A 20053-nucleotide genomic window follows, 5' to 3' on the forward strand; every position below is an offset into this window, starting at 1 on the left:
ATCATTTTGGGGGTGTAGGTGAGTTTAGATCATGAATGACGATGTATCAAAGCGGCGACTGGGCCGCGGCCTTGCGGCGCTGATTGGTGAAATGGACCAGCCTGTCCCGGTGGAAGCCGAGCGGACTATCAGCGCCGACAGAATGATCCCGATCGAGTTCGTCAGCCGTAATCCCCGCAATCCCCGTCGGTTCTTCGATGACTCGGAGTTGCACGATCTCGCAAGCTCCATTCGTCAACATGGTATCGTTCAGCCGATTGTTGTGCGGACGATGTCGCGGGATCGATATGAAATCATCGCCGGCGAGCGACGCTGGCGCGCCGCTCAGCTTGCCGGGCTGATCGAGATTCCTGTCATCGTCCGTGATGTGGATGACAAGACGGCGCTGGAAATCGCGATTGTCGAAAACGTGCAGCGCGCGGATCTCAATGCCCTGGAAGAGGCGTTGGGTTATGAACAGCTTATCTCGGAATACGGCTACACCCAGAACGACCTTGGCGAAATCATCGGCAAAAGCCGCAGCCACGTTGCCAACTCGTTGCGCCTGTTGAAATTGCCCGATCCGGTTCGCGATCTGCTTGCCGCCGGCAGCTTATCGGCCGGGCACGCGCGAGCATTGGTTTCGACATCCGACCCGGCAGGTCTTGCCCGTACGATCGTTGCCAAGGGCATGTCGGTGCGTGATGCGGAAAAGCTGGCGCAAAACAATATCAAGGCCCAATCGGAGCCGCAGCAGGCGACATTGCGGCGAGATCAGAAAGATTCCGATACGCTGGCGCTGGAACGGACACTTTCCGATGCACTCGGCCTTGATGTTGCGATCAATCACAAGGCAAGCGGCGGCCAGATCAAAATTTCCTATAAGTCGCTAGAGCAGCTCGAGGAAATCTGCCGTTTGCTCGAGAGGCGCTAGAGCGCTGTCGGACGCTTTAACTCCTTGAATCAACGCGTCGTGCTTTCAGAAAACGGTTGTGATTTTCAGTCAATGTGCCCTGGTCAGGCGGATTTCCGACCGGATTGAAGGGTGGTGGACAGCAGCGTTTGCATCGCAACGCTGTCTTCCAGCACCTGCCGTCGTCTGCTTTGCAGAATAGCGGCCTGTAGCCGATTGGATTCACGGGAGATGCTTTCCGCGGTCCATTGGCGCAGCGCCTGTTCGATGATCGGTTTGCGGCGGAAATGCAGATGCCGCCCCATAATCTGCATGATCTGTGGCGGCTGTAGCCGCTTTTCATCCATTTCGGCACGCATAGAATCCAGAAGCTGGAATTGCTTCAGGCATGCCTGCAGTACGAGAAAGATTGCAGTTTTCGAGCTGCTGATTTTTTGCATGGCGTGTAGAAAGGCGTTGAGATCACCGCCGAGAATGGCGTCGACGGCGTCGTCAACCGAGATGGCGCTGGCGTCGCCGATTATTTCGGTAACGTGATGTTCTTCGACCGTATCGAAGCCGCGGCAGTAAAGAGCAAGCTTGCGCACCTCGTTTCGGGAAGCGATCCTGTCGCCGCCGATCAACGCGATCAGCGCCTGGCGCGCGGCCGGCGTAATGCCGAGCTTTTCTGCACCGAGCTCCGTATCGATCAAAGCATTCAAGGCCCGGCTGTCATCGGCATAGGAGGGGATCGTCATGACAGATCGTGCGGCTTCCGCGGTCTTGCGCAGCAGGGAACCCTTCTTGAGGTCACCGGCCTCGACGATCAGATAAGCGGCTTCGAGTGGTTTTTCGGCCAGCAGCGCCAAAGAATCGACGAGATATTTCTCGTTGGCAGCACCGCGGATCCAGATCAGTTTCTCACCGCCGAACAGGCCGATCGACTGGACCTCGTCGACCAACCGACCGGGGTCTTTCTGCAGGTCGCCGATATCGAGCTTCGTCAGCGAGAAGGGATCATCGAGAGCAACACCGCTCTTGCCGGCGAGCTGGCTTGCCCGTTCGGAAACAAGACCACGATCCGGTCCGTAGATGACGTAAATCCGATAGTTCCGTGCCGATTTCTGCAGGAATGTCTCGAATTCGTGGGATTTTATCTCTGCCACGTCTCCGCCCTCAGCGGCTGAGGGCAGCGGCGATATCGGCTCCCACGAATTCCGCCACCTGATCCGCCGCGCGGTTCTCCGCGTCGCGGATCGCCCGCTGCTTGGCGAATTCCTGTTCGGAAAAATCCACCAGCGCCGTGGTAGCGCGGCTGCCGGCCTTGATGATGTGATCGTCGGTTGCCGAACGCAGCGTGTAGGTGACGCTGACGGTCACACGGCCGGCGCGCGACGTATCCGAGGAATCCGTCAGGAGCGTATCGGCAACCGACGAGGTAGCGCGAAGCTCAACCTGATACTGCGGGTTTACCGCTTCACCGGCACCGCGCGACGCAAGGAAGATCAGGCGATTGCGCACCTGCTGCTCGACGCGGCTGCTTGCTGGGGAAAAGCCGACCGAGGAAAGCTTTTCGACGACACCGGAATTCTCGGAGTAAAGCGGTCGGACCTGGCAGGCGGAGAGAAAAGCCGCCGAGGCAAAGATCATGGCGATGCCGGCATTGCGGGCCAGCTTGCAAGCGATATCAAACGACAATGTTTACAATCCTTTGGGGAACCACGATGATCTTCTTCGGTGCCTGTCCGTTCAGCGCGTTCTTCACCGCATCCAGATCCAGCACGGCGTCGGTGACGGCATTCTGATCTGCATCGCGAGAAATTGTCAATTCAGCGCGTTTCTTGCCGTTGATCTGTACCGGCAGGACGACATCGTTTTCGATGACGAGTGTTTCGTCGTAGCGCGGCCAGTCTGTCCGGGCAAGCAGGCCTTCATTGCCGAGCGCGGCCCAGCACTCCTCAGCCAGATGCGGCGTCATCGGAGAGACGAGCTGAATCAGGATCTCCACGGCATCGCGCACCGCCGAGCGATAGGTGGCATCACCCTCGCCTGCCGCAACTCTCGTCATCGGTGCGGCCAGCGCGTTGACGAGTTCGTAAATTCGGGCAACGGCCTTGTTGAACCAGAGCTTGTCATAGTCGTTCTCGACAGCCTTCAGCGTCTTGTGGGCGGCCTGCGAGATCGACAAGGCTTCCCCATCGGTTGCCGGCGCAGGTGCAACGGCGGAGAGCGCGTCCGCTGCCTCGGAAATCAGGCGCCACAGACGCTGGGTGAAACGATGGGCGCCCTCGACGCCTGCCTCGGACCAGATGACATCACGCTCGGGTGGAGAGTCGGACAGAACAAAGAAACGGGCGGTATCGGCGCCGTAGGAGGCGATGATATCGTCGGGATCGACGACGTTCTTTTTCGATTTCGACATTTTCTCGATCGAGCCGATCGCGACTTCCTCGCCCGACGTCAGCAGGAAAGCTCGGCGTTTGCCGTCGAGTTCGTCGATACGGATATCAGCGGGTGCCACCCATTCGCGGCTGGCGCCGGCGCCACGGCTATAGGTTTCGTGGACCACCATGCCCTGGGTGAAGAGACCCTTGAAGGGTTCGGTGGCGGCGACGTGACCGGTCTCGCGCATGGCGCGGGTGAAGAAGCGGGAATAGAGCAAGTGCAGGATCGCGTGCTCGATGCCGCCAATATACTGGTCGACCGGCAGCCAGCGGTTTGCCGCCTCCGGATCGGTCGGCTTTTCTTCCCAGGGCGCGGTGAAGCGGGTGAAATACCAACTCGAATCGACGAAGGTGTCCATCGTATCCGTCTCGCGGCGGGCATCCTTGCCGCAGTTCGGGCAGGAGACATGGCGCCAGGTCGGATGACGGTCGAGCGGATTGCCCGGCTGGTCGAAGGTGACGTCGTCGGGCAGCTTGACCGGCAGGTCCGCCTTCGGCACCGGAACAACACCGCAATCATCGCAATGGATGACCGGGATCGGGCAGCCCCAATAACGCTGGCGGGAAATGCCCCAATCGCGCAGGCGGAAATTGACCTTGCGTTCGCCCTGCGGCGCATTGCCGAGCGAAGCGGCCGACAGCCGGTCGGCGACGACATTGAAGGCTTCTTCGGTCGTCTTGCCGTCGAGGAAGCGTGAATTGATCATCACGCCATCGCCGTCATAGGCGGTGTCACCGACGGAGAAGCTTGCGGCATCGCCATCCCTCGGCATGACGACGGCCACCACCGGCAGGCCATATTTGCGTGCAAAATCAAGGTCGCGCTGGTCGCCCGACGGGCAGCCGAAGATCGCGCCGGTGCCATAATCCATCAAAACGAAATTGGCGATATAGACCGGCAGCTCCCAGGAGGGATCGAGCGGGTGCCGGACGCGGATACCGGTATCCATACCCTTCTTTTCGGCGGTCTCGAGTGCTGCGAGCGAGGTGCCGGCGCGGCGGCACTCCTCGCAGAAGGCTTCGATATCAGGGTTCTTTGCGGCGGCATCCTTTGCCAGCGGATGATCGGCGGCGATTGCCAGGAAGGAAGCGCCGAAGAGCGTGTCCGGCCGGGTCGTATAGACCGTGACTTCGCTTTCGCCGGCAGGTGCCGTTTCCGGCACGATCTCCCAGCGGATCGTCAGGCCTTCCGAACGGCCGATCCAGTTCTTCTGCATCAGGCGCACTTTTTCCGGCCACTGGTCGAGCGTATCCAGCGCGTCGAGCAGATCCTGGCTGAAGTCGGTAATCTTGAAAAACCATTGTGTCAGTTCACGCTGTTCGACGAGCGCGCCGGAACGCCAGCCGCGTCCATCGATCACCTGTTCGTTGGCGAGCACGGTGTTGTCGACAGGATCCCAGTTGACCTTGGACTGCTTGCGATAGACCAGGCCCTTCTCCAGGAAATCCAGAAAGAGATGCTGCTGGTGCTGATAATATTCGACGTCGCAGGTGGCGAATTCGCGGCTCCAGTCCAGCGAAAGACCCATGGCCTTCAATTGCGCCTTCATCGAGCCGATATTCTGGTACGTCCAGGAGGCGGGATGCACGCCGCGCTCCATGGCGGCATTCTCCGCCGGCATGCCGAAGGCATCCCAGCCCATCGGATGCAGCACGTTGTAACCGCGGGCGCGCTTGTAGCGGGCGACGACATCGCCCATGGCGTAATTGCGGACATGACCCATGTGGATGCGCCCCGAGGGATAGGGGAACATTTCGAGGACGTAATATTTTTCGCGCGGATCGGCATTGTCGGTTTCGAAGACCTTGTCTTCATTCCATTTTTGCTGCCAGCGGGGCTCGGCATCGCGCGGATTATAACGTTCGGTGGCCATGGTATTCGTATTTCCGGAAAATCAGGGGAGGTTGGTCGAGACCTTCACCATGAAACCACCGTAGCGTCAAGTTTTGCAGGCGCTGCGAGCGTCCGATCTTGATCATGACCAGGCGATTTCGCGAAGGCGGGTCTTGGCAAGCACAGGCTGGCTAGTTAGTTCATTGCCGATCCTTTCATGCTGGTATGTCGAGGCAGAACGATGGAACTTCAAGAGCGCTTGAACGACGTGCGGTCGCGGATTGCGGCCGGGGAACGCGAGGCAGGTCGTTCGGCGGGTTCCGTTCAGCTCGTCGCGGTGTCGAAGACCTTCGAGGCGGACGCGATCCGCCCGGCCATCGAAGCCGGGCAGCGTGTCTTCGGCGAGAACCGGGTGCAGGAAAGCCAGGGCAAGTGGCCGGCGCTGAAAGCAGAGCATCAGAATATCGAGCTGCATCTGATCGGACCGCTGCAATCGAACAAGGCGGCGGATGCTGTGGCGCTTTTCGACGTCATTGAGACGGTAGATCGGGAAAAGATCGCCCGCGCGCTTGCCGAGGAGATGAAGCGGCAAGGCAAGGCGCTGCGGCTCTATGTCCAGGTCAATACCGGGCTCGAACCGCAGAAGGCCGGCATCGCTCCTGACGACACGCCGGCCTTCGTCGCCTTCTGCCGCGACGAACTCGGCCTTTCGATCGAAGGTTTGATGTGCATTCCGCCAGCCGAGGAAAATCCCGGGCCGCATTTCGCCCTCTTGGCGAAGCTCGCGCTCAAATGCGGCGTCGAAAAACTTTCCATGGGCATGTCGGGCGACTACGGGACGGCGATCGCCTTCGGCGCCACCAGCGTGCGTGTGGGATCAGCGATTTTCGGCACGCGCTGAAACGCTGCTTTGGTCGGGCTTCCTGTTCCCCTTAATGCCGCCTAGATTAGGTTTGCATGTCCTGGGGAGGAGCAGATGCAGAACGGCTATCATCAGGCCTATGCGGCCTGGAAGCGCGATCCCGAAGCCTTCTGGCGCGAAGCGGCCAGTGACATCGACTGGTTCAAGCCGGCGGAGCGGGTGTTCTCGCCGAATGACGGCGTCTATGGCCGTTGGTTCTCAGATGCCGAAACCAATACATGCCACAATTGCCTGGACCGGCATGTGGCTGCCGGCCGCGGCGGCGAGACAGCGGTCATCTTCGACAGCGCAATGAACGGCGAGAAGCGCCGTTTCACCTATGATGAGGTGCTTCGCGAGGTGATGGCCATCGCATCAGCCTTGGTCGAGCGCGGCGTCGGCAAAGGCGATCGCGTCATCCTTTATATGCCGATGGTGCCGCAGGCGGTCTTTTCGATGCTCGCCTGCGCCCGCATCGGTGCGGTTCACTCCGTCGTTTTCGGCGGGTTTGCCGCCAGCGAACTTGCGGCGCGCATCGACGATTGCGGTGCGAAGCTGGTGATCACCGCGAGCTGCGGGCTCGAGCCTGGTCGCATCGTCGCCTACAAGCCACTGGTCGATCAGGCGATCGAGATTGCGCGTTCGAAGCCGGAGCGCTGTCTGGTGCTGCAGCGGCCGGAGCTTCGGGCAGATCTCGTCAGCGGTCGAGATCAGGATTTCGAGGTGGCGGTGGCGCAGCATCGTGGCGATGAGATCGCTTGTGTCTCCGTCAAGGCGACCGATCCGCTCTACATCCTCTATACCTCGGGCACGACGGGCCAACCCAAGGGCGTCGTGCGCGACAATGGCGGCCATATGGTCGCGCTCAACTGGTCGATGCAGAATATCTACGGCTTGAAACCGGGCGAGGTCTTCTGGACGGCTTCGGATATCGGCTGGGTTGTCGGGCATTCCTATATCGTCTATGCCCCGCTGCTCGCCGGCGTAACCACTTTGATCTTCGAGGGAAAACCGGTCGGCACTCCGGATGCAGGCGCATTCTGGCGCATCGTTTCAGAATATCAGGTGCGGGTGCTCTTCACGGCGCCGACGGCATTCCGCGCCATCCGGCGGGAGGACGGTGACGGTGAACTGATGCACCAATATCCCATGCTGGATCTACGGGCGCTGTTTCTTGCCGGCGAGAGGGCGGATCCGGAGACGTTGAAATGGGCCGAGCGCATGCTTGGCATACCCGTCATCGATCATTGGTGGCAGACGGAGACCGGCTGGCCGATCGCCGCAAATCCGCTGGGTCTCGGCGCCCTTCCCGTCAAGCACGGTTCGCCGGCGCTGCCGATGCCCGGCTATGATATTGCGGTGCTGGACGATGCCGGTCATCCGATAGAGGCGGGAACGCTCGGCAATATCGTCGTGAAGCTGCCCCTCCCGCCCGGCTGCCTGCCGACCCTTTGGAACGCGGACGACCGTTTTCGCTCGGCCTATCTCGATGAGTTCCCCGGCTACTACAAGACGGCCGATGCCGGCTATGTCGATGAGGACGGCTATCTCTTCATCATGTCGCGCACCGACGACATCATCAATTGCGCCGGGCATCGGCTCTCGACCGGGGCGATGGAGGAGATCTGTGCGCGTCATCCCGATGTCGCCGAATGCGCGGTCATCGGCGTGATCGATGTGCTGAAGGGTCAGGCGCCTTGCGGTTTCCTGGTGCTGAAGCGACATGTTTTCCGTGATCCAACGGCGATCGAATCAGAGGTCGTGTCGATGATTCGTGATTCGATCGGGCCTGTTGCCGCCTTCAAGACGGCCATCACCGTTAACCGGTTGCCGAAGACACGCTCCGGCAAAATCCTGCGTGGAACAATGCAGAAAATCGCCGACGGCATACCCTGGAAAATGCCTGCAACCATCGATGATCCAACGATTTTAGAGGAAATTGCCGAGGCGCTGCGCGGGCGCGGTTTAGGCTCCCTGCCGATGTGAATTAAACTTTCGGTAAGCCTAATTGAGGAATTGTTAACCATGTTGATGCAAGCATTTGTTAACGGCAATGGCTTGCATAGCAGGCTTTGCATGACGCGGTCGCCGTTACCGGCTTAGTCCGGATTGCCCCTATCTCAACGATTGTGGAACGGATCATGACAAGCATCCTCACCAACAACGCTGCCATGGCAGCGCTGCAGACTTTGCGCGGCGTAAACGATAGCCTCAAGGACACCCAGGGTCGCGTTTCATCGGGTTATCGTGTCGAGAAGGCGGCTGACAATGCCGCTTACTGGTCGATTGCCACGACCATGCGTTCTGACAACAAGGCGCTTTCGGCCGTCTCCGACGCGCTCGGGCTTGGCGCGGCCAAGGTCGATACCGCCTATTCGGCCATGGATAGCGCGCTCGATGTCGTCAGCGAAATCAAGGCCAAGATCGTCGCCGCCACCGAAAAAGGCGTCGACAAGACGAAGATCCAGCAGGAACTCGACCAGTTTCAGGAGCAGCTGCTCAGCATTGCTCAATCGGCGTCCTTCTCCGGCGAAAACTGGGTTGCCGGCGCCTCCGGCACGAAGAGCGTCGTTTCGTCCTTCGTGCGCGACGGCAGCAATGCCGTTTCGGTCAAGATGACGGACTACGTGCTCAATGCGGGCACGCTTGGAAACGTGCTTTTCGGCATGACCAGTACCGGTGCGATCGAGACGACCAGCGGTATCATCGGTACGGCCTTCAACGGGACCTATGGCGGTGCCGTCATCGTCATGCCGTCGATATATGCTCTCGACATCACCAATTTCACTCAGGGTCAGCTCGACGCAGCCTTGACCGGTATCGAACTGGTTCTCGGCGCAATGACCGCCGCCGGCTCGGCGCTCGGCTCGATCTCGACCCGTATCCAGCTGCAGGAAACGTTCGTCAGCGGCTTGCACGATTCGATCGACTCCGGCGTCGGACGCCTGGTCGACGCCGATATGGAAGAGGAATCGAGTAAGCTCTCGGCGTTGCAGACGCAGCAGCAGCTCGCCATCCAGTCGCTCTCTATCGCCAATACCTCGGCGCAGAACATCCTCACCCTGTTCCGCAGCTAATCCGAAACAGGCCATCCGCAATAAAAAACCCCGCCGGTCAGCTCATACCGGCGGGGTTTTCATGAGATGACTGGTATCTCAGTACTGATCGTCGTCCTCGTCCTTCGGCGCCGAGCGCAGCGAGCTCAGCTTGCGGAAGACGGCGTCGGCGTCGATTTCCTTTTCCTTTTCCTCCTCGCGCTCGTAGCTCGGGGTCAGGCGCTCGGTGTCCTGGGCCGATTGCAGCGTTGCGCCGAGCTCGGCAGCGGTCGGCAGCGGACGGCCCTTGGAGGCCTTTTCCACTTCCATGTCGAGATCGATCTGGCTGCAAAGGCCGAGCGTGACCGGATCCATCGGCGCCAGGTTGGCGGAGTTCCAGTGGGTGCGCTCGCGGATCTGCTCGATCGTCGATTTCGTCGTGCCGACGAGGCGGGAAATCTGCGCGTCCTTCAGCTCCGGATGGTTGCGAACCAGCCAGAGAATGGCGTTCGGGCGGTCCTGACGCTTGGAAACCGGCGTATAACGCGGACCGCGGCGCTTGGATTCCGGCACCCGCACCTTCGGTTCGGAAAGCTTCAGCTTATGGTTCGGATTGGCCTCGGCGCGGGCAATCTCGTCGCGGGAAAGCTGTCCTGTCGAGATCGGGTCGAGGCCCTTGATGCCCTGCGCCGCTTCGCCGTCGGCGATCGCCTTGACTTCGAGCGGATGCAGTTTGCAGAACTGCGCGATCTGATCGAAAGACAGTGCCGTATTGTCGACGAGCCAAATGGCTGTCGCCTTCGGCATGAGCAGTGTTTGAGCCATGGATATAGTCCTTCTATCGTCCGCGCCGGTCGCGGTCCGTGGATTGTCACCACAATGTCCGGGAAATATGGCGCTATATAACCGCACTGTCGCAGAATTGCAATTCTTCCGAAATGAAATGACCTTTGTCTAATTGCCGTGGCGATGCGAACTGCTATGAATTGCCGTGATTTCAAGTCCGGGCCCTGCATAGCTCACCTGGCCCGTCGCATGTCCCATGAGGAGGAGTTGCATGTCGGAGAAGATCTATCCGGTCACGAAGCCGGTGAAGGCGCGCGCCCTGATCGATAAGGAAAAGTACCTGAAATGGTACGAGGAAAGCGTCGAGAACCCGGACAAGTTCTGGGGCAAGCACGGCAAGCGGATCGACTGGTTCAAGCCCTATACCAAGGTCAAGAACACTTCCTTTACCGGCAAGGTTTCGATCAAGTGGTTCGAGGACGGTCAGACAAACGTCTCCTACAACTGCATCGACCGTCACCTGAAAACGAATGGCGACCAGGTGGCGATCATCTGGGAAGGCGACAACCCCTATATCGACAAGAAGGTCACCTATAACGAGCTCTACGAGCATGTCTGCCGGATGGCGAACGTGTTGAAGAAGCACGGCGTCAAGAAGGGCGATCGCGTCACCATCTATATGCCGATGATCCCGGAAGCGGCCTATGCGATGCTCGCCTGCGCCCGTATCGGCGCGGTGCATTCGGTCGTCTTCGGCGGTTTCTCGCCGGAGGCCTTGGCGGGACGCATCGTCGACTGCGAATCCACCTTCGTCATCACCTGCGACGAAGGCCTGCGCGGCGGCAAGCCGGTGCCGCTGAAGGACAATACCGATACGGCGATCCACATCGCCGCCCGCCAGCACGTCAATGTCAGCAAGGTGCTGGTCGTTCGCCGCACCGGCGGCAAGACCGGCTGGGCGCCCGGCCGCGATCTCTGGTATCACCAGGAAATCGCCACGGTGAAGGCGGAATGCCCGCCGGTGAAGATGAAGGCGGAAGATCCGCTCTTCATTCTTTATACGTCCGGCTCGACCGGCAAGCCGAAGGGCGTGCTGCACACGACGGGCGGTTATCTCGTCTATGCGGCGATGACGCATGAATATGTCTTCGATTATCACCATGGCGACGTCTACTGGTGTACGGCCGATGTCGGCTGGGTGACCGGCCACTCCTATATCGTCTATGGGCCGCTTGCGAACTGCGCGACGACGCTGATGTTCGAGGGCGTGCCGAATTTCCCGGACCAGGGCCGTTTCTGGGAAGTCATCGACAAGCACAAGGTCAACATCTTCTATACGGCGCCGACGGCGATCCGCTCGCTGATGGGTGCCGGCGACGACTTCGTCACCCGCTCCTCGCGCTCCTCGCTGCGCCTGCTCGGCACGGTTGGCGAGCCGATCAACCCGGAAGCCTGGGAATGGTATTACAATGTCGTCGGCGACAAGCGCTGCCCCGTCATCGATACCTGGTGGCAGACGGAAACCGGCGGCCATATGATCACGCCGCTGCCTGGCGCCACCGATCTGAAGCCCGGTTCGGCGACGGTGCCATTCTTCGGCATCAAGCCGCAGCTGGTCGACAATGAAGGCAAGGTGCTGGAGGGCGCGGCCGACGGCAATCTCTGCATCACCGACAGCTGGCCAGGCCAGATGCGCACGGTCTATGGCGATCACGAGCGCTTCATTCAGACCTATTTCTCCACCTACAAGGGCAAGTATTTCACCGGCGACGGCTGCCGGCGCGATGCGGACGGCTATTACTGGATCACCGGCCGCGTCGACGACGTGCTGAACGTCTCCGGCCACCGGCTCGGCACGGCAGAGGTGGAATCCGCCCTCGTCTCGCATAATCTGGTTTCGGAAGCCGCAGTCGTCGGTTATCCGCATCCGATCAAGGGCCAGGGCATTTATTGCTACGTGACGCTGATGGCTGGCCACGAGGGGTCGGATACGCTTCGCCAGGAACTGGTGAAACATGTGCGGGCCGAAATCGGCCCGATCGCCGCACCCGACAAGATCCAGTTTGCGCCCGGCCTGCCGAAGACCCGTTCCGGCAAGATTATGCGCCGCATCCTGCGCAAAATCGCCGAAGACGATTTCGGCGCTCTCGGCGACACCTCGACGCTTGCCGATCCGGCAGTGGTCGACGATCTGATCGCCAACCGGCAGAACAAGGCGACCGCCTGATAGATCGAGCCGTTCCGGTCCCCTTCGGGCTTCCGGGGCGGCTCTTTTGTTTCCGTATTCGATGCGTGTTTGCGGCATCCAAGCATGTTCACGGGCGAAGCTCTGAGAATATTGGCGGCGAGGTCACGCAAGCTAGATGCGGCTGAAATACCTGCCGGCCAGATGTCGTTAGCCGGAGTCTTAGTTCCATTCTGCTGCGGCCGAGGATGCCAACACAAATATTGGCTTAGAAATCGATTGCCCTGCCATTGATTTCGTAATCGCCGAAGCGCGCCGGCTCGGCTCCGCCGCGGCCGCCGATCTCCGGCGGCAGTTCCAGCGGCTTCTGGTTCTTTCGCCGCTCCTCGGCTTCGGCAAGGGCGCGCCGGGCAGCCGGGGACAGCATCTTGCGTGGCGGCTCCGATCCCTCAGCCGTCGGCGTTTCGCTGTTGTCATTATCGGCGTCCTGCATGGCCGTCTCCTGCCGGAATATTGAAAATGGCTGATGAATAACCAAATCATAATGCGCCGGTGCCGGGATTGAAAGCTTGCGACGCCGAAATTGGAGATGGAGATCCGCCATGAACCTCGTTCGCACTGCCATGTTGCTTGCCTTCATGACGGCGCTTTTCATGTTTGTCGGCTTCCTGATCGGCGGTCGGGCCGGCATGATGATTGCCTTCGTTATCGCCGCCGGCATGAATTTCTTCTCCTACTGGAATTCCGACCGCATGGTGCTTTCGGCCTATCGCGCCCAGGAGGTCGACGAGCGGAACGCGCCGGAATTCTTCCGGATCGTGCGCGATCTCGCCCGTAATGCCGGCCTGCCGATGCCGAAGGTTTATCTTTACGACAGCCCGCAGCCGAATGCCTTTGCCACCGGCCGCAATCCCGACAATGCTGCCGTCGCCGCCTCGACCGGCCTGCTGAGCGCCTTGTCTGCCGAGGAGGTCGCAGGCGTGATGGCGCATGAACTGGCCCACATCCAGAACCGCGACACGCTGACGATGACGATCACGGCAACGCTTGCCGGTGCGATCTCCATGCTCGGCAACTTCGCCTTCTTCTTCGGCGGCAACCGTGACAACAACAGCAATCCCCTCGGCTTCGTCGGCGTCATCGTCGCGATGATCGTGGCGCCGCTCGCCGCCATGCTGGTGCAGATGGCGATCAGCCGCACGCGCGAATATTCGGCCGACCGCCGCGGCGCCGAGATCTGCGGCAACCCGCTCTGGCTCGCTTCGGCGCTCGGCAAGATCGCGCGCGGCGCTGCCCACGTGCCGAACGAAGATGCTGAGCGCAATCCGGCGACGGCGCATATGTTCATCATCAATCCGCTCTCCGGCGAACGCATGGACAATCTGTTTTCCACCCATCCGAACACGGAAAACCGCATTGCTGCGCTGCATGACATGGCGCAAAGCGGCATGAATGTCTCGACGTCGCCGGCGCGTGCTGCTAATCCGTCGCGCAAATCGCGCTCTGTTCCGGATACGGGTCTTGGTCGCGGTGGCTCGCAACCGCCAAAAGGTCCGTGGTCTTGAATTCAGACGGCACGAAGAAGCCATTCCGCAAGCATAAGCCCTCCACCGAGCGATCTGCTCCGGCAAAGCCCGGCCTGCAGGCCCGGGCCGCGGCGGCAAAAATTCTTGCCGCCGTCGTCGACCGCAAGCTGCCGCTCGACGGCGCTCTCGATCATGAACACGGCAATCCGGCCTATAGGGCGCTCGGCGAAAGCGACCGGGCGCTCGTCCGCGCCATCCTGAACACGACGCTGCGCCACCTGCCGCGCATCGATGCTGCGATTGCCGGGCTGCTGGATTCGCCGCTGCCGGAGGGGGCAAGGGCGCTGCATCACGTGCTCGCAATCGGGGCGGCGCAGATCTTTTATCTCGACGTGCCGGATCATTCGGCTGTCGATCTCGCCGTCGAGCAGGCCAATCAGGATCCGCGCAATCGCCGTTTCGCCAAGCTGGTCAATGCCATCCTCCGCCGTCTCGGCCGCGAGAAGGAGCAGGTGCTCGCCGAGATCGGCAAGGTCGCGCCGATGCCGGCCTGGTTCATCGCCAGGCTGGAAAAGGCCTATGGCCGGGACGCGGCGCTGGCAATTTCGGAATCCCAGCTCGAACCGGCGGCAATCGATCTGACCGTCAAGTCCGACGCCGAAGGCTGGGCGAAGCGGCTGAACGGCGTTGTTTTGCCCACAGGCGGCATTCGTCTCGCCGCCTTCGACGGCGGCATCCCCTCGCTCGAAGGCTTCGACGAGGGCGCGTGGTGGGTGCAGGATGCGGCGGCAAGCATTCCTGCGAAGCTTTTCGGCGATCTCTCGGGCAAGCGTGCCGCCGATCTCTGTGCTGCGCCCGGCGGCAAGACGGCGCAGCTCATCCTTGCCGGCGGCGCAGTCACCGCGCTCGACCAGTCGGAAAACCGGCTGAGACGGCTGCGCTCGAATCTCGACCGGCTCGGCCTCAAGGCGGAGACAATTGCAGCAGATCTGACGACATTCGAGCCGACGGAGCGTTTCGATGCGATCCTGCTTGATGCCCCTTGCTCTTCCACCGGCACGACACGCCGGCACCCTGATGTGTTGTGGACCAAGGGAGCTGAGGATATCGCCAGGCTGGCGGCGCTGCAGGAACGGATGCTGCGTCATGCGCTGACATTGCTGAAGCCGGGCGGCACACTGGTTTTTTCGAATTGTTCGCTCGATCCTGTCGAGGGTGAGGACGTCGTCGCCCGTGTTCTTTCCGATACGGATGCGGTCGAGCGCGTTCCGATCGGCGCTGGTGACTGGCCGGGCCTTGAGACGGCGATCACCCCGCTCGGCGAATTCCGCACGCTTCCCACCATGCTGAAAATGCCTGACGGCATCGGCTCCGGCCTCGATGGCTTCTATGCGGCTGTGCTGCGGCGCCTGCCCTGATTGCAAGGCCGTGAACGTTCGCGACGAGCGCGCACGATACGAGGTGCTTCATAGCCTCGTCTCACGCATGCCGTTCTCTCCAAAACCGCCCGCATGATTTCAGGTGAAAGGCGTTAATTTGCGTATATTCGAACCTTGTCACAAATTAATTCATTGTGGGCGATGAAATCGGCCGCTTTTCACCTATTCTTAACCACGAGGGTCAATAGACAATAGAATATGCAGTCCGGTTGGCGTTTTGCGAGCATGTATGTTCGGGAGGCTTGGCGGCGCGCCTTGCGCCGCGTCGCGTTGCTGCGCCTGAAGCTCTTTCGCCATTCGATCAAAGTGCCGGAGCGTCTGATCGTCGCGCCGACCGATCTGCGCAGCATCGATCCGCATGTGGCCGACGAGATCCTCAACGGACGGTTTCTCCTGGCCGGGCGCATGCTGGAAACGAACGGAAAGTCGCCCTTCACCTTCACCTTGCCCTCACGCCCTTTCGCGATCCGTCTTCACAGCTTCGGCTGGCTGCGGCATATGCGGGCGAACAAGACGGAGCGTAGTTCGGCTGCCGCCCGTGCGATTGTCGACAGCTGGCTTTCCATCCATGCCGGTCGCATGGAGGGGATTGCCTGGGAGACCGACGTCACCGCCCAACGCGTCATCGCCTGGCTGTCGCATTCGCCGGTGGTGCTGCAGAACGCCGACCGAGGCTTCTATCGCCGCTTCATGAAGTCGCTGGCGTTCCAGGTGAGGTTCCTGCACCGGATGGCGCCGTTCACCCTCGGCGGCCTGGAGCTGTTTCGGCTGCGTATCGCGCTGGCCATGGCCTCCGTCGCCATGCCGGCGCGCGCCTCTACGCTGAGAAGGGCGGCGCAGGCGCTCGACCGTGAGTTCGATAGCCAGATTCTATCAGATGGCGGCCATGTGTCGCGCAATCCGCGCGTCGGGCTGGAATTGCTGCTCGATCTGCTGCCGCTCCGGCAGACCTACGTCAATCTCGGCCATGACCTGCCCCAGAAGCTGATCTCCGGCATAGACCGGATGTATCCGGCGTTGCGGTTCTTTCGCCATCAGGACGGGGACCTGGCGCTCTTCAACGGGGCGACTTCCACGCTCGCAAACGAGCTGATGTCCGTGCTGCGATATGACGAGACTGCCGGTCAGCCGTTCAAGGCTTTGCCGCATTCGCGCTATCAGCGGCTTTCCGGGGGAAAGACGGTGATCATTGTCGATACCGGTACGCCGCCTTCAGGAGGCGCGCTTCGCACCGTGCATGCCGGCAGCCTCTCCTTCGAGATGTCGTCCGGCCGTCATCGCTTCATCGTCAATTCGGGTTCACCGAAATTTGCCGGGCATCGTTATGTCCAGATGGCGCGCACGACGGCGGCGCATTCGACCGTCATCCTCAACGACACCTCGTCCAGCCGTTTTTCGCCCTCGCCCTTCCTTAACCACGCAATCATCGAACCGGTGAGGACAATCACCGTCGAGCGTGCCGAAACCGAAGACGGACGCGACGGCATCAAGCTCAGCCACGACGGTTATCTCAGGGTGTTCGGGGTGCTGCACGAGCGTGAGTTGACGCTCAATGCCGCAGGCTCGATCGTGACCGGCCACGACCGGCTCGTTGTCCGCGAAGGATATGAGAGCGACGAGCCCCTGAAGGCCGTCGCCCGTTTTCATATCCATCCTTCGATCGTCCTGCATCAGAGTGACGGTGAATCCGTGCTGCTGACGGCGCCGGACGGCGAAAGCTGGCTGTTTTCCGCGCCCGGCAATGAAGTGCTGATTGCCGAGGACATCTTCTTTGCCGACAGCTCCGGCATCTGCGGCTCGGACCAGATCGAAATCGATTTCGATCTTGCCGAGAAGACCGAAATCCGCTGGTTCCTATCCCGCAAAGGCTAGATCATGCGTTGATCCTGTTTGCGCGGCGGCAAAGCTGTGCTAACGCGGCGCCAGCATGCGAACATCCCTTGCGGATGTCCTCCCGAAGCCCGAACGGAGAAGGTTTCATGGCCGTCATTTCCAAGAAGATCCCCGCCCCCGACAAGGTCGAAATCAAGACCGCGCTCATCTCCGTCTTCGACAAGACCGGGATCGTCGACCTCGCCCACGCCTTGTCTGCCAGAGGTGTGCGCCTGCTTTCGACCGGCGGCACGTTTAAAGCGATCACCGATGCCGGTCTTTCCGTCACCGATGTTTCCGAAATCACCGGTTTTCCGGAGATCATGGACGGGCGTGTGAAGACACTGCATCCGACGGTGCATGGCGGCCTGCTGGCGATCCGTGACGACAGCGAACACCAGGACGCGATGAAACAGCACGGCATCGAGGGCATCGATCTCGCCGTCATCAACCTCTATCCCTTCGAGGAGGTGCGCGCAGCCGGCGGCGACTATCCGACAACCGTCGAGAATATCGACATCGGCGGCCCGGCGATGATCCGCGCATCGGCCAAGAACCATGCCTATGTGACGATCCTGACGGATCCGGCCGATTATGCCGAACTGCTGGAGCAGCTTTCCGCAGATGACGGCAAGACCGCCTATGCTTTCCGCCAGCGTATGGCCGCCAAGGCCTACGCCCGCACCGCCGCCTATGATGCAATGATCTCCAACTGGTTTGCCGAGGCGCTGTCGATCGACACGCCGCGCCACCGGGTCATCGGCGGTGCGCTGAAGGAAGAAATGCGTTACGGCGAAAACCCGCACCAGAAGGCCGCCTTCTATGTGACCGGCGAGAAGCGTCCGGGTGTTTCGACGGCCGCTCTTCTCCAGGGCAAGCAGCTCTCCTACAATAACATCAACGATACGGATGCCGCCTACGAGCTCGTCGCCGAATTCCTGCCGGAGAAGGCGCCGGCCTGCGCGATCATCAAGCATGCCAATCCCTGCGGCGTTGCCACCGGAGCGAGCCTGGTCGAGGCCTATCGCCGCGCGCTTGCCTGCGATTCCGTTTCCGCCTTCGGCGGCATCATCGCGCTCAACCGGACGCTGGATGCCGAAACGGCCGAGGAAATCGTCAAGCTCTTCACCGAAGTGATCATCGCGCCCGATGTGACTGACGAAGCGAAGGCGATCGTCGCCCGTAAGCCGAACCTGCGGCTGTTGTCTGCCGGCGGGCTACCCGATCCGCGTGCCGCGGGCCTGACGGCAAAGACCGTTTCCGGCGGCCTGCTCGTCCAGAGCCGCGACAACGGCATGGTCGAGGATCTGGAACTCAAGGTCGTCACCAGGCGCGCGCCGACGGCGCAGGAACTGGAAGACATGAAGTTTGCCTTCAAGGTTGGCAAACATGTGAAGTCGAACGCCGTGGTCTATGCCAAGGACGGCCAGACGGCCGGCATCGGCGCCGGCCAGATGAGCCGCGTCGATTCCGCCCGCATCGCCGCGCTGAAGGCCGAAGAGGCGGCCAAGGCGCTCGGCCTCGCAGTGCCGATGACGCATGGCTCGGCAGTTGCCTCCGAAGCCTTCCTGCCTTTTGCCGACGGTCTTCTGTCGATGATCGCAGCAGGGGCGACGGCGGTCATCCAGCCGGGCGGCTCGATGCGCGACCAGGAAGTCATCGACGCCGCCAACGAACACGGCATCGCGATGGTCTTCACCGGCATGCGTCATTTCCGTCACTGAGAGGTTTGGGCAACCGGCCCGACGGGCCGGTTGTTATGCCCGATCGGCCGGATAGGGCGTGCGGATCAGGAGCACCAGGCCGCCGGCGAGGAACAGGATCAGCGTTGCCATTCCAAGCCGCGGCGATCCGCTGATATAGGTCACCAGCGAGAAGAGCAGCGTTGCCATGAAGCTGGTGGCGCGCCCCGAAAGCGCATAGATGCCGAAGTAGCGGCCGGCTTCCTCGATGTTGACGCTGCGGGCGAGATAGGAGCGTGACGAGGCCTGCACCGGCCCGAAGGCGAGCCCGATCAGCAGGCCATAGAGGATATAGGCCTTTTCTGCAGCCGTACCGAAGAGACCGCCGGAATCCGCCGCTGGCAGCGGCATCAGTCCGAACAGGGTGTAACCCGGTCCTGTCGAGATGATGCCGATGGTGGCGAGAAGCAGCATCGTCAGGCTGATGACGACCGTCACCTTTGAACCGACGCCCTTGTCGATGCGGCCGGCGATCAGGCAGCCGAAGATCGCGACGACATTCAGGATGATGCCGTAGATGCCGATCTCGATCGTCGCCCAGCCGAACATGCCGGCCGCGAAGATGCCGCCAAGGATCAGCAGGCCGTTGACGCCGTCCTGATAGATCATCCGGGCGATGAGGAATGTCAGGATGTCGCGGCGCTCTCTGAGTTCGCCAAGCGTGTTTTTGAGTTCCCGCAAGCCGGAGCGCACCGCGGTGCCGAAGGGAAGACCCTTGCCGACATCGGGCGTGAAGAAGAACATCGGCAGGATGAAGATCAGATACCAGACGGCCGAGATCGGCCCGGTGATGCGGGCATCCTGGCCGGTCTTCGGATCGAGACCGAACAGCGGATCAAGGCCGAGGATGGTCTTGCCGCTCTCGGGGCTCGCCGCCAAAAGCGTGACGACGGCAATGAGCACGATGATGCCGCCGAGGTAGCCGAGCCCCCAGGCGGTGTTAGAGAGCCTGCCGACCTCGTGCTTGCCGACCAGGCGCGGCATCATCGAATCGTTGAAGACGATCGAAAACTCGGCCGAGATCGAGGCGAGGATCATGAAAATGACGGGATAGAGAACGGGTGAACCGGGTGCGGCGAACCACAGGGAGAAAAGGCTGGCGATCTTGATGATCGCGAAGAAGCCGATCCAGGGTTTGCGTGCGCCGGACTGGTCGGCGATCGAGCCGAGGACGGGTGAGAGCAGGGCGATGATCACCGAGGAGATCGTCGCCATGTTGCTCCACATCGTCTGCGCGGAAACCGGGTCATCGGTCAGGCGGGAAACGAAATAAGGCCCGAAGATGAAGGTCGTGACTACGGTAAAGAAGGGCTGCGCTGCCCAATCGAAGAACATCCACCCCCAGATGCCCTTCTCCGTGGCCTTCGGCGGTTGCGTTCCTGTCCAGTCAATGCGATTCAACATCCGCTCCTTGTTTT

General features: G+C 61.0%; 15 protein-coding genes. 9 read left to right on the plus strand and 6 right to left on the minus strand.

Translation table 11 applies throughout. The annotated features are described in order from the left end of the window. The first annotated feature begins 31 nt into the window (after positions 1 to 31). On the plus strand, positions 32 to 913 hold the full coding sequence (locus G9X68_RS23270; protein WP_168314948.1) for a ParB/RepB/Spo0J family partition protein: 882 nt from the start codon (positions 32 to 34) through the stop codon (positions 911 to 913). Positions 914 to 996: 83 nt separating this feature from the next. On the opposite strand, the gene holA is transcribed toward G9X68_RS23270, so the two are convergent. From holA to leuS, 3 genes are read right to left on the minus strand one after another with little or no spacing between them, the layout of a single operon-like run. After that, positions 997 to 2037 carry a DNA polymerase III subunit delta gene (holA, locus tag G9X68_RS23275; RefSeq protein WP_171604417.1) on the minus strand — a complete coding sequence of 347 codons (1041 nt, stop codon included), beginning with the start codon at positions 2035 to 2037 and terminating at the stop codon, positions 997 to 999. 10 nt (positions 2038 to 2047) lie between these two features. Further along, complete coding sequence (lptE, locus tag G9X68_RS23280) at positions 2048 to 2569, minus strand: LPS assembly lipoprotein LptE (protein WP_171378218.1); 522 nt, start codon at positions 2567 to 2569, stop codon at positions 2048 to 2050. Next, positions 2559 to 5189, minus strand: a complete 2631-nt coding sequence (leuS, locus tag G9X68_RS23285) for a leucine--tRNA ligase (RefSeq protein WP_171604418.1) — start codon at positions 5187 to 5189, stop codon at positions 2559 to 2561. The genes lptE and leuS overlap by 11 nt, the downstream gene beginning before the upstream one ends. Positions 5190 to 5390: 201 nt before the next feature. On the opposite strand from leuS, the gene G9X68_RS23290 reads away from it, so the two are divergent. From G9X68_RS23290 to G9X68_RS23300, 3 genes are all read left to right on the plus strand, one after another. Beyond that, positions 5391 to 6050: a YggS family pyridoxal phosphate-dependent enzyme gene (locus G9X68_RS23290; RefSeq protein ID WP_171378220.1), complete on the plus strand. Its 660-nt coding sequence runs from the start codon at positions 5391 to 5393 to the stop codon at positions 6048 to 6050. A 75-nt stretch (positions 6051 to 6125) separates the two neighbouring features. Next, the gene (locus G9X68_RS23295) at positions 6126 to 8036 is read left to right on the plus strand and encodes a propionyl-CoA synthetase (protein WP_171604419.1); all 1911 of its coding nucleotides are present in this window, start codon (positions 6126 to 6128) and stop codon (positions 8034 to 8036) included. Between the two features lie 155 nt (positions 8037 to 8191). After that, on the plus strand, positions 8192 to 9127 hold the full coding sequence (locus G9X68_RS23300; protein WP_168309228.1) for a flagellin N-terminal helical domain-containing protein: 936 nt from the start codon (positions 8192 to 8194) through the stop codon (positions 9125 to 9127). 78 nt (positions 9128 to 9205) lie between these two features. On the opposite strand, the gene G9X68_RS23305 is transcribed toward G9X68_RS23300, so the two are convergent. Beyond that, entirely contained in the window at positions 9206 to 9910 is a 705-nt protein-coding gene (locus G9X68_RS23305; RefSeq protein ID WP_032984599.1) for a DUF1013 domain-containing protein, read from the minus strand. A gap of 232 nt (positions 9911 to 10142) precedes the next feature. Between G9X68_RS23305 and acs the strand changes: the two genes are divergently transcribed. After that, entirely contained in the window at positions 10143 to 12098 is a 1956-nt protein-coding gene (gene acs / locus G9X68_RS23310) for an acetate--CoA ligase (protein ID WP_171604420.1), read from the plus strand. Positions 12099 to 12324: 226 nt separating this feature from the next. Here acs and G9X68_RS23315 read toward each other — a convergent pair whose 3' ends face one another. Further along, positions 12325 to 12549: a DUF1674 domain-containing protein gene (locus tag G9X68_RS23315; protein ID WP_065282598.1), complete on the minus strand. Its 225-nt coding sequence runs from the start codon at positions 12547 to 12549 to the stop codon at positions 12325 to 12327. 109 nt (positions 12550 to 12658) lie between these two features. Here G9X68_RS23315 and htpX point away from each other — a divergent pair, with 109 nt between their 5' ends. From htpX to purH, 4 genes are all read left to right on the plus strand, one after another. Next, on the plus strand, positions 12659 to 13621 hold the full coding sequence (htpX, locus tag G9X68_RS23320) for a zinc metalloprotease HtpX (RefSeq protein ID WP_171604421.1): 963 nt from the start codon (positions 12659 to 12661) through the stop codon (positions 13619 to 13621). After that, on the plus strand, positions 13612 to 15000 hold the full coding sequence (locus tag G9X68_RS23325; RefSeq protein WP_171604422.1) for a transcription antitermination factor NusB: 1389 nt from the start codon (positions 13612 to 13614) through the stop codon (positions 14998 to 15000). Before htpX ends, G9X68_RS23325 begins: the two co-directional genes overlap by 10 nt. A gap of 219 nt (positions 15001 to 15219) precedes the next feature. Then, positions 15220 to 16893 carry a heparinase II/III family protein gene (locus G9X68_RS23330; protein WP_171604423.1) on the plus strand — a complete coding sequence of 558 codons (1674 nt, stop codon included), beginning with the start codon at positions 15220 to 15222 and terminating at the stop codon, positions 16891 to 16893. 107 nt (positions 16894 to 17000) lie between these two features. Further along, positions 17001 to 18617, plus strand: coding sequence for a bifunctional phosphoribosylaminoimidazolecarboxamide formyltransferase/IMP cyclohydrolase (gene purH, locus G9X68_RS23335; RefSeq protein ID WP_171604424.1), 1617 nt, complete (start codon positions 17001 to 17003; stop codon positions 18615 to 18617). 33 nt (positions 18618 to 18650) lie between these two features. Here purH and G9X68_RS23340 read toward each other — a convergent pair whose 3' ends face one another. Further along, positions 18651 to 20039 carry an MFS transporter gene (locus G9X68_RS23340; RefSeq protein ID WP_171604425.1) on the minus strand — a complete coding sequence of 463 codons (1389 nt, stop codon included), beginning with the start codon at positions 20037 to 20039 and terminating at the stop codon, positions 18651 to 18653. Between the last annotated feature and the right edge of the window lie 14 nt (positions 20040 to 20053).

The organism is Rhizobium changzhiense (genome assembly GCF_013087625.1).
GTDB classification, from domain to species: domain Bacteria; phylum Pseudomonadota; class Alphaproteobacteria; order Rhizobiales; family Rhizobiaceae; genus Rhizobium; species Rhizobium sophorae.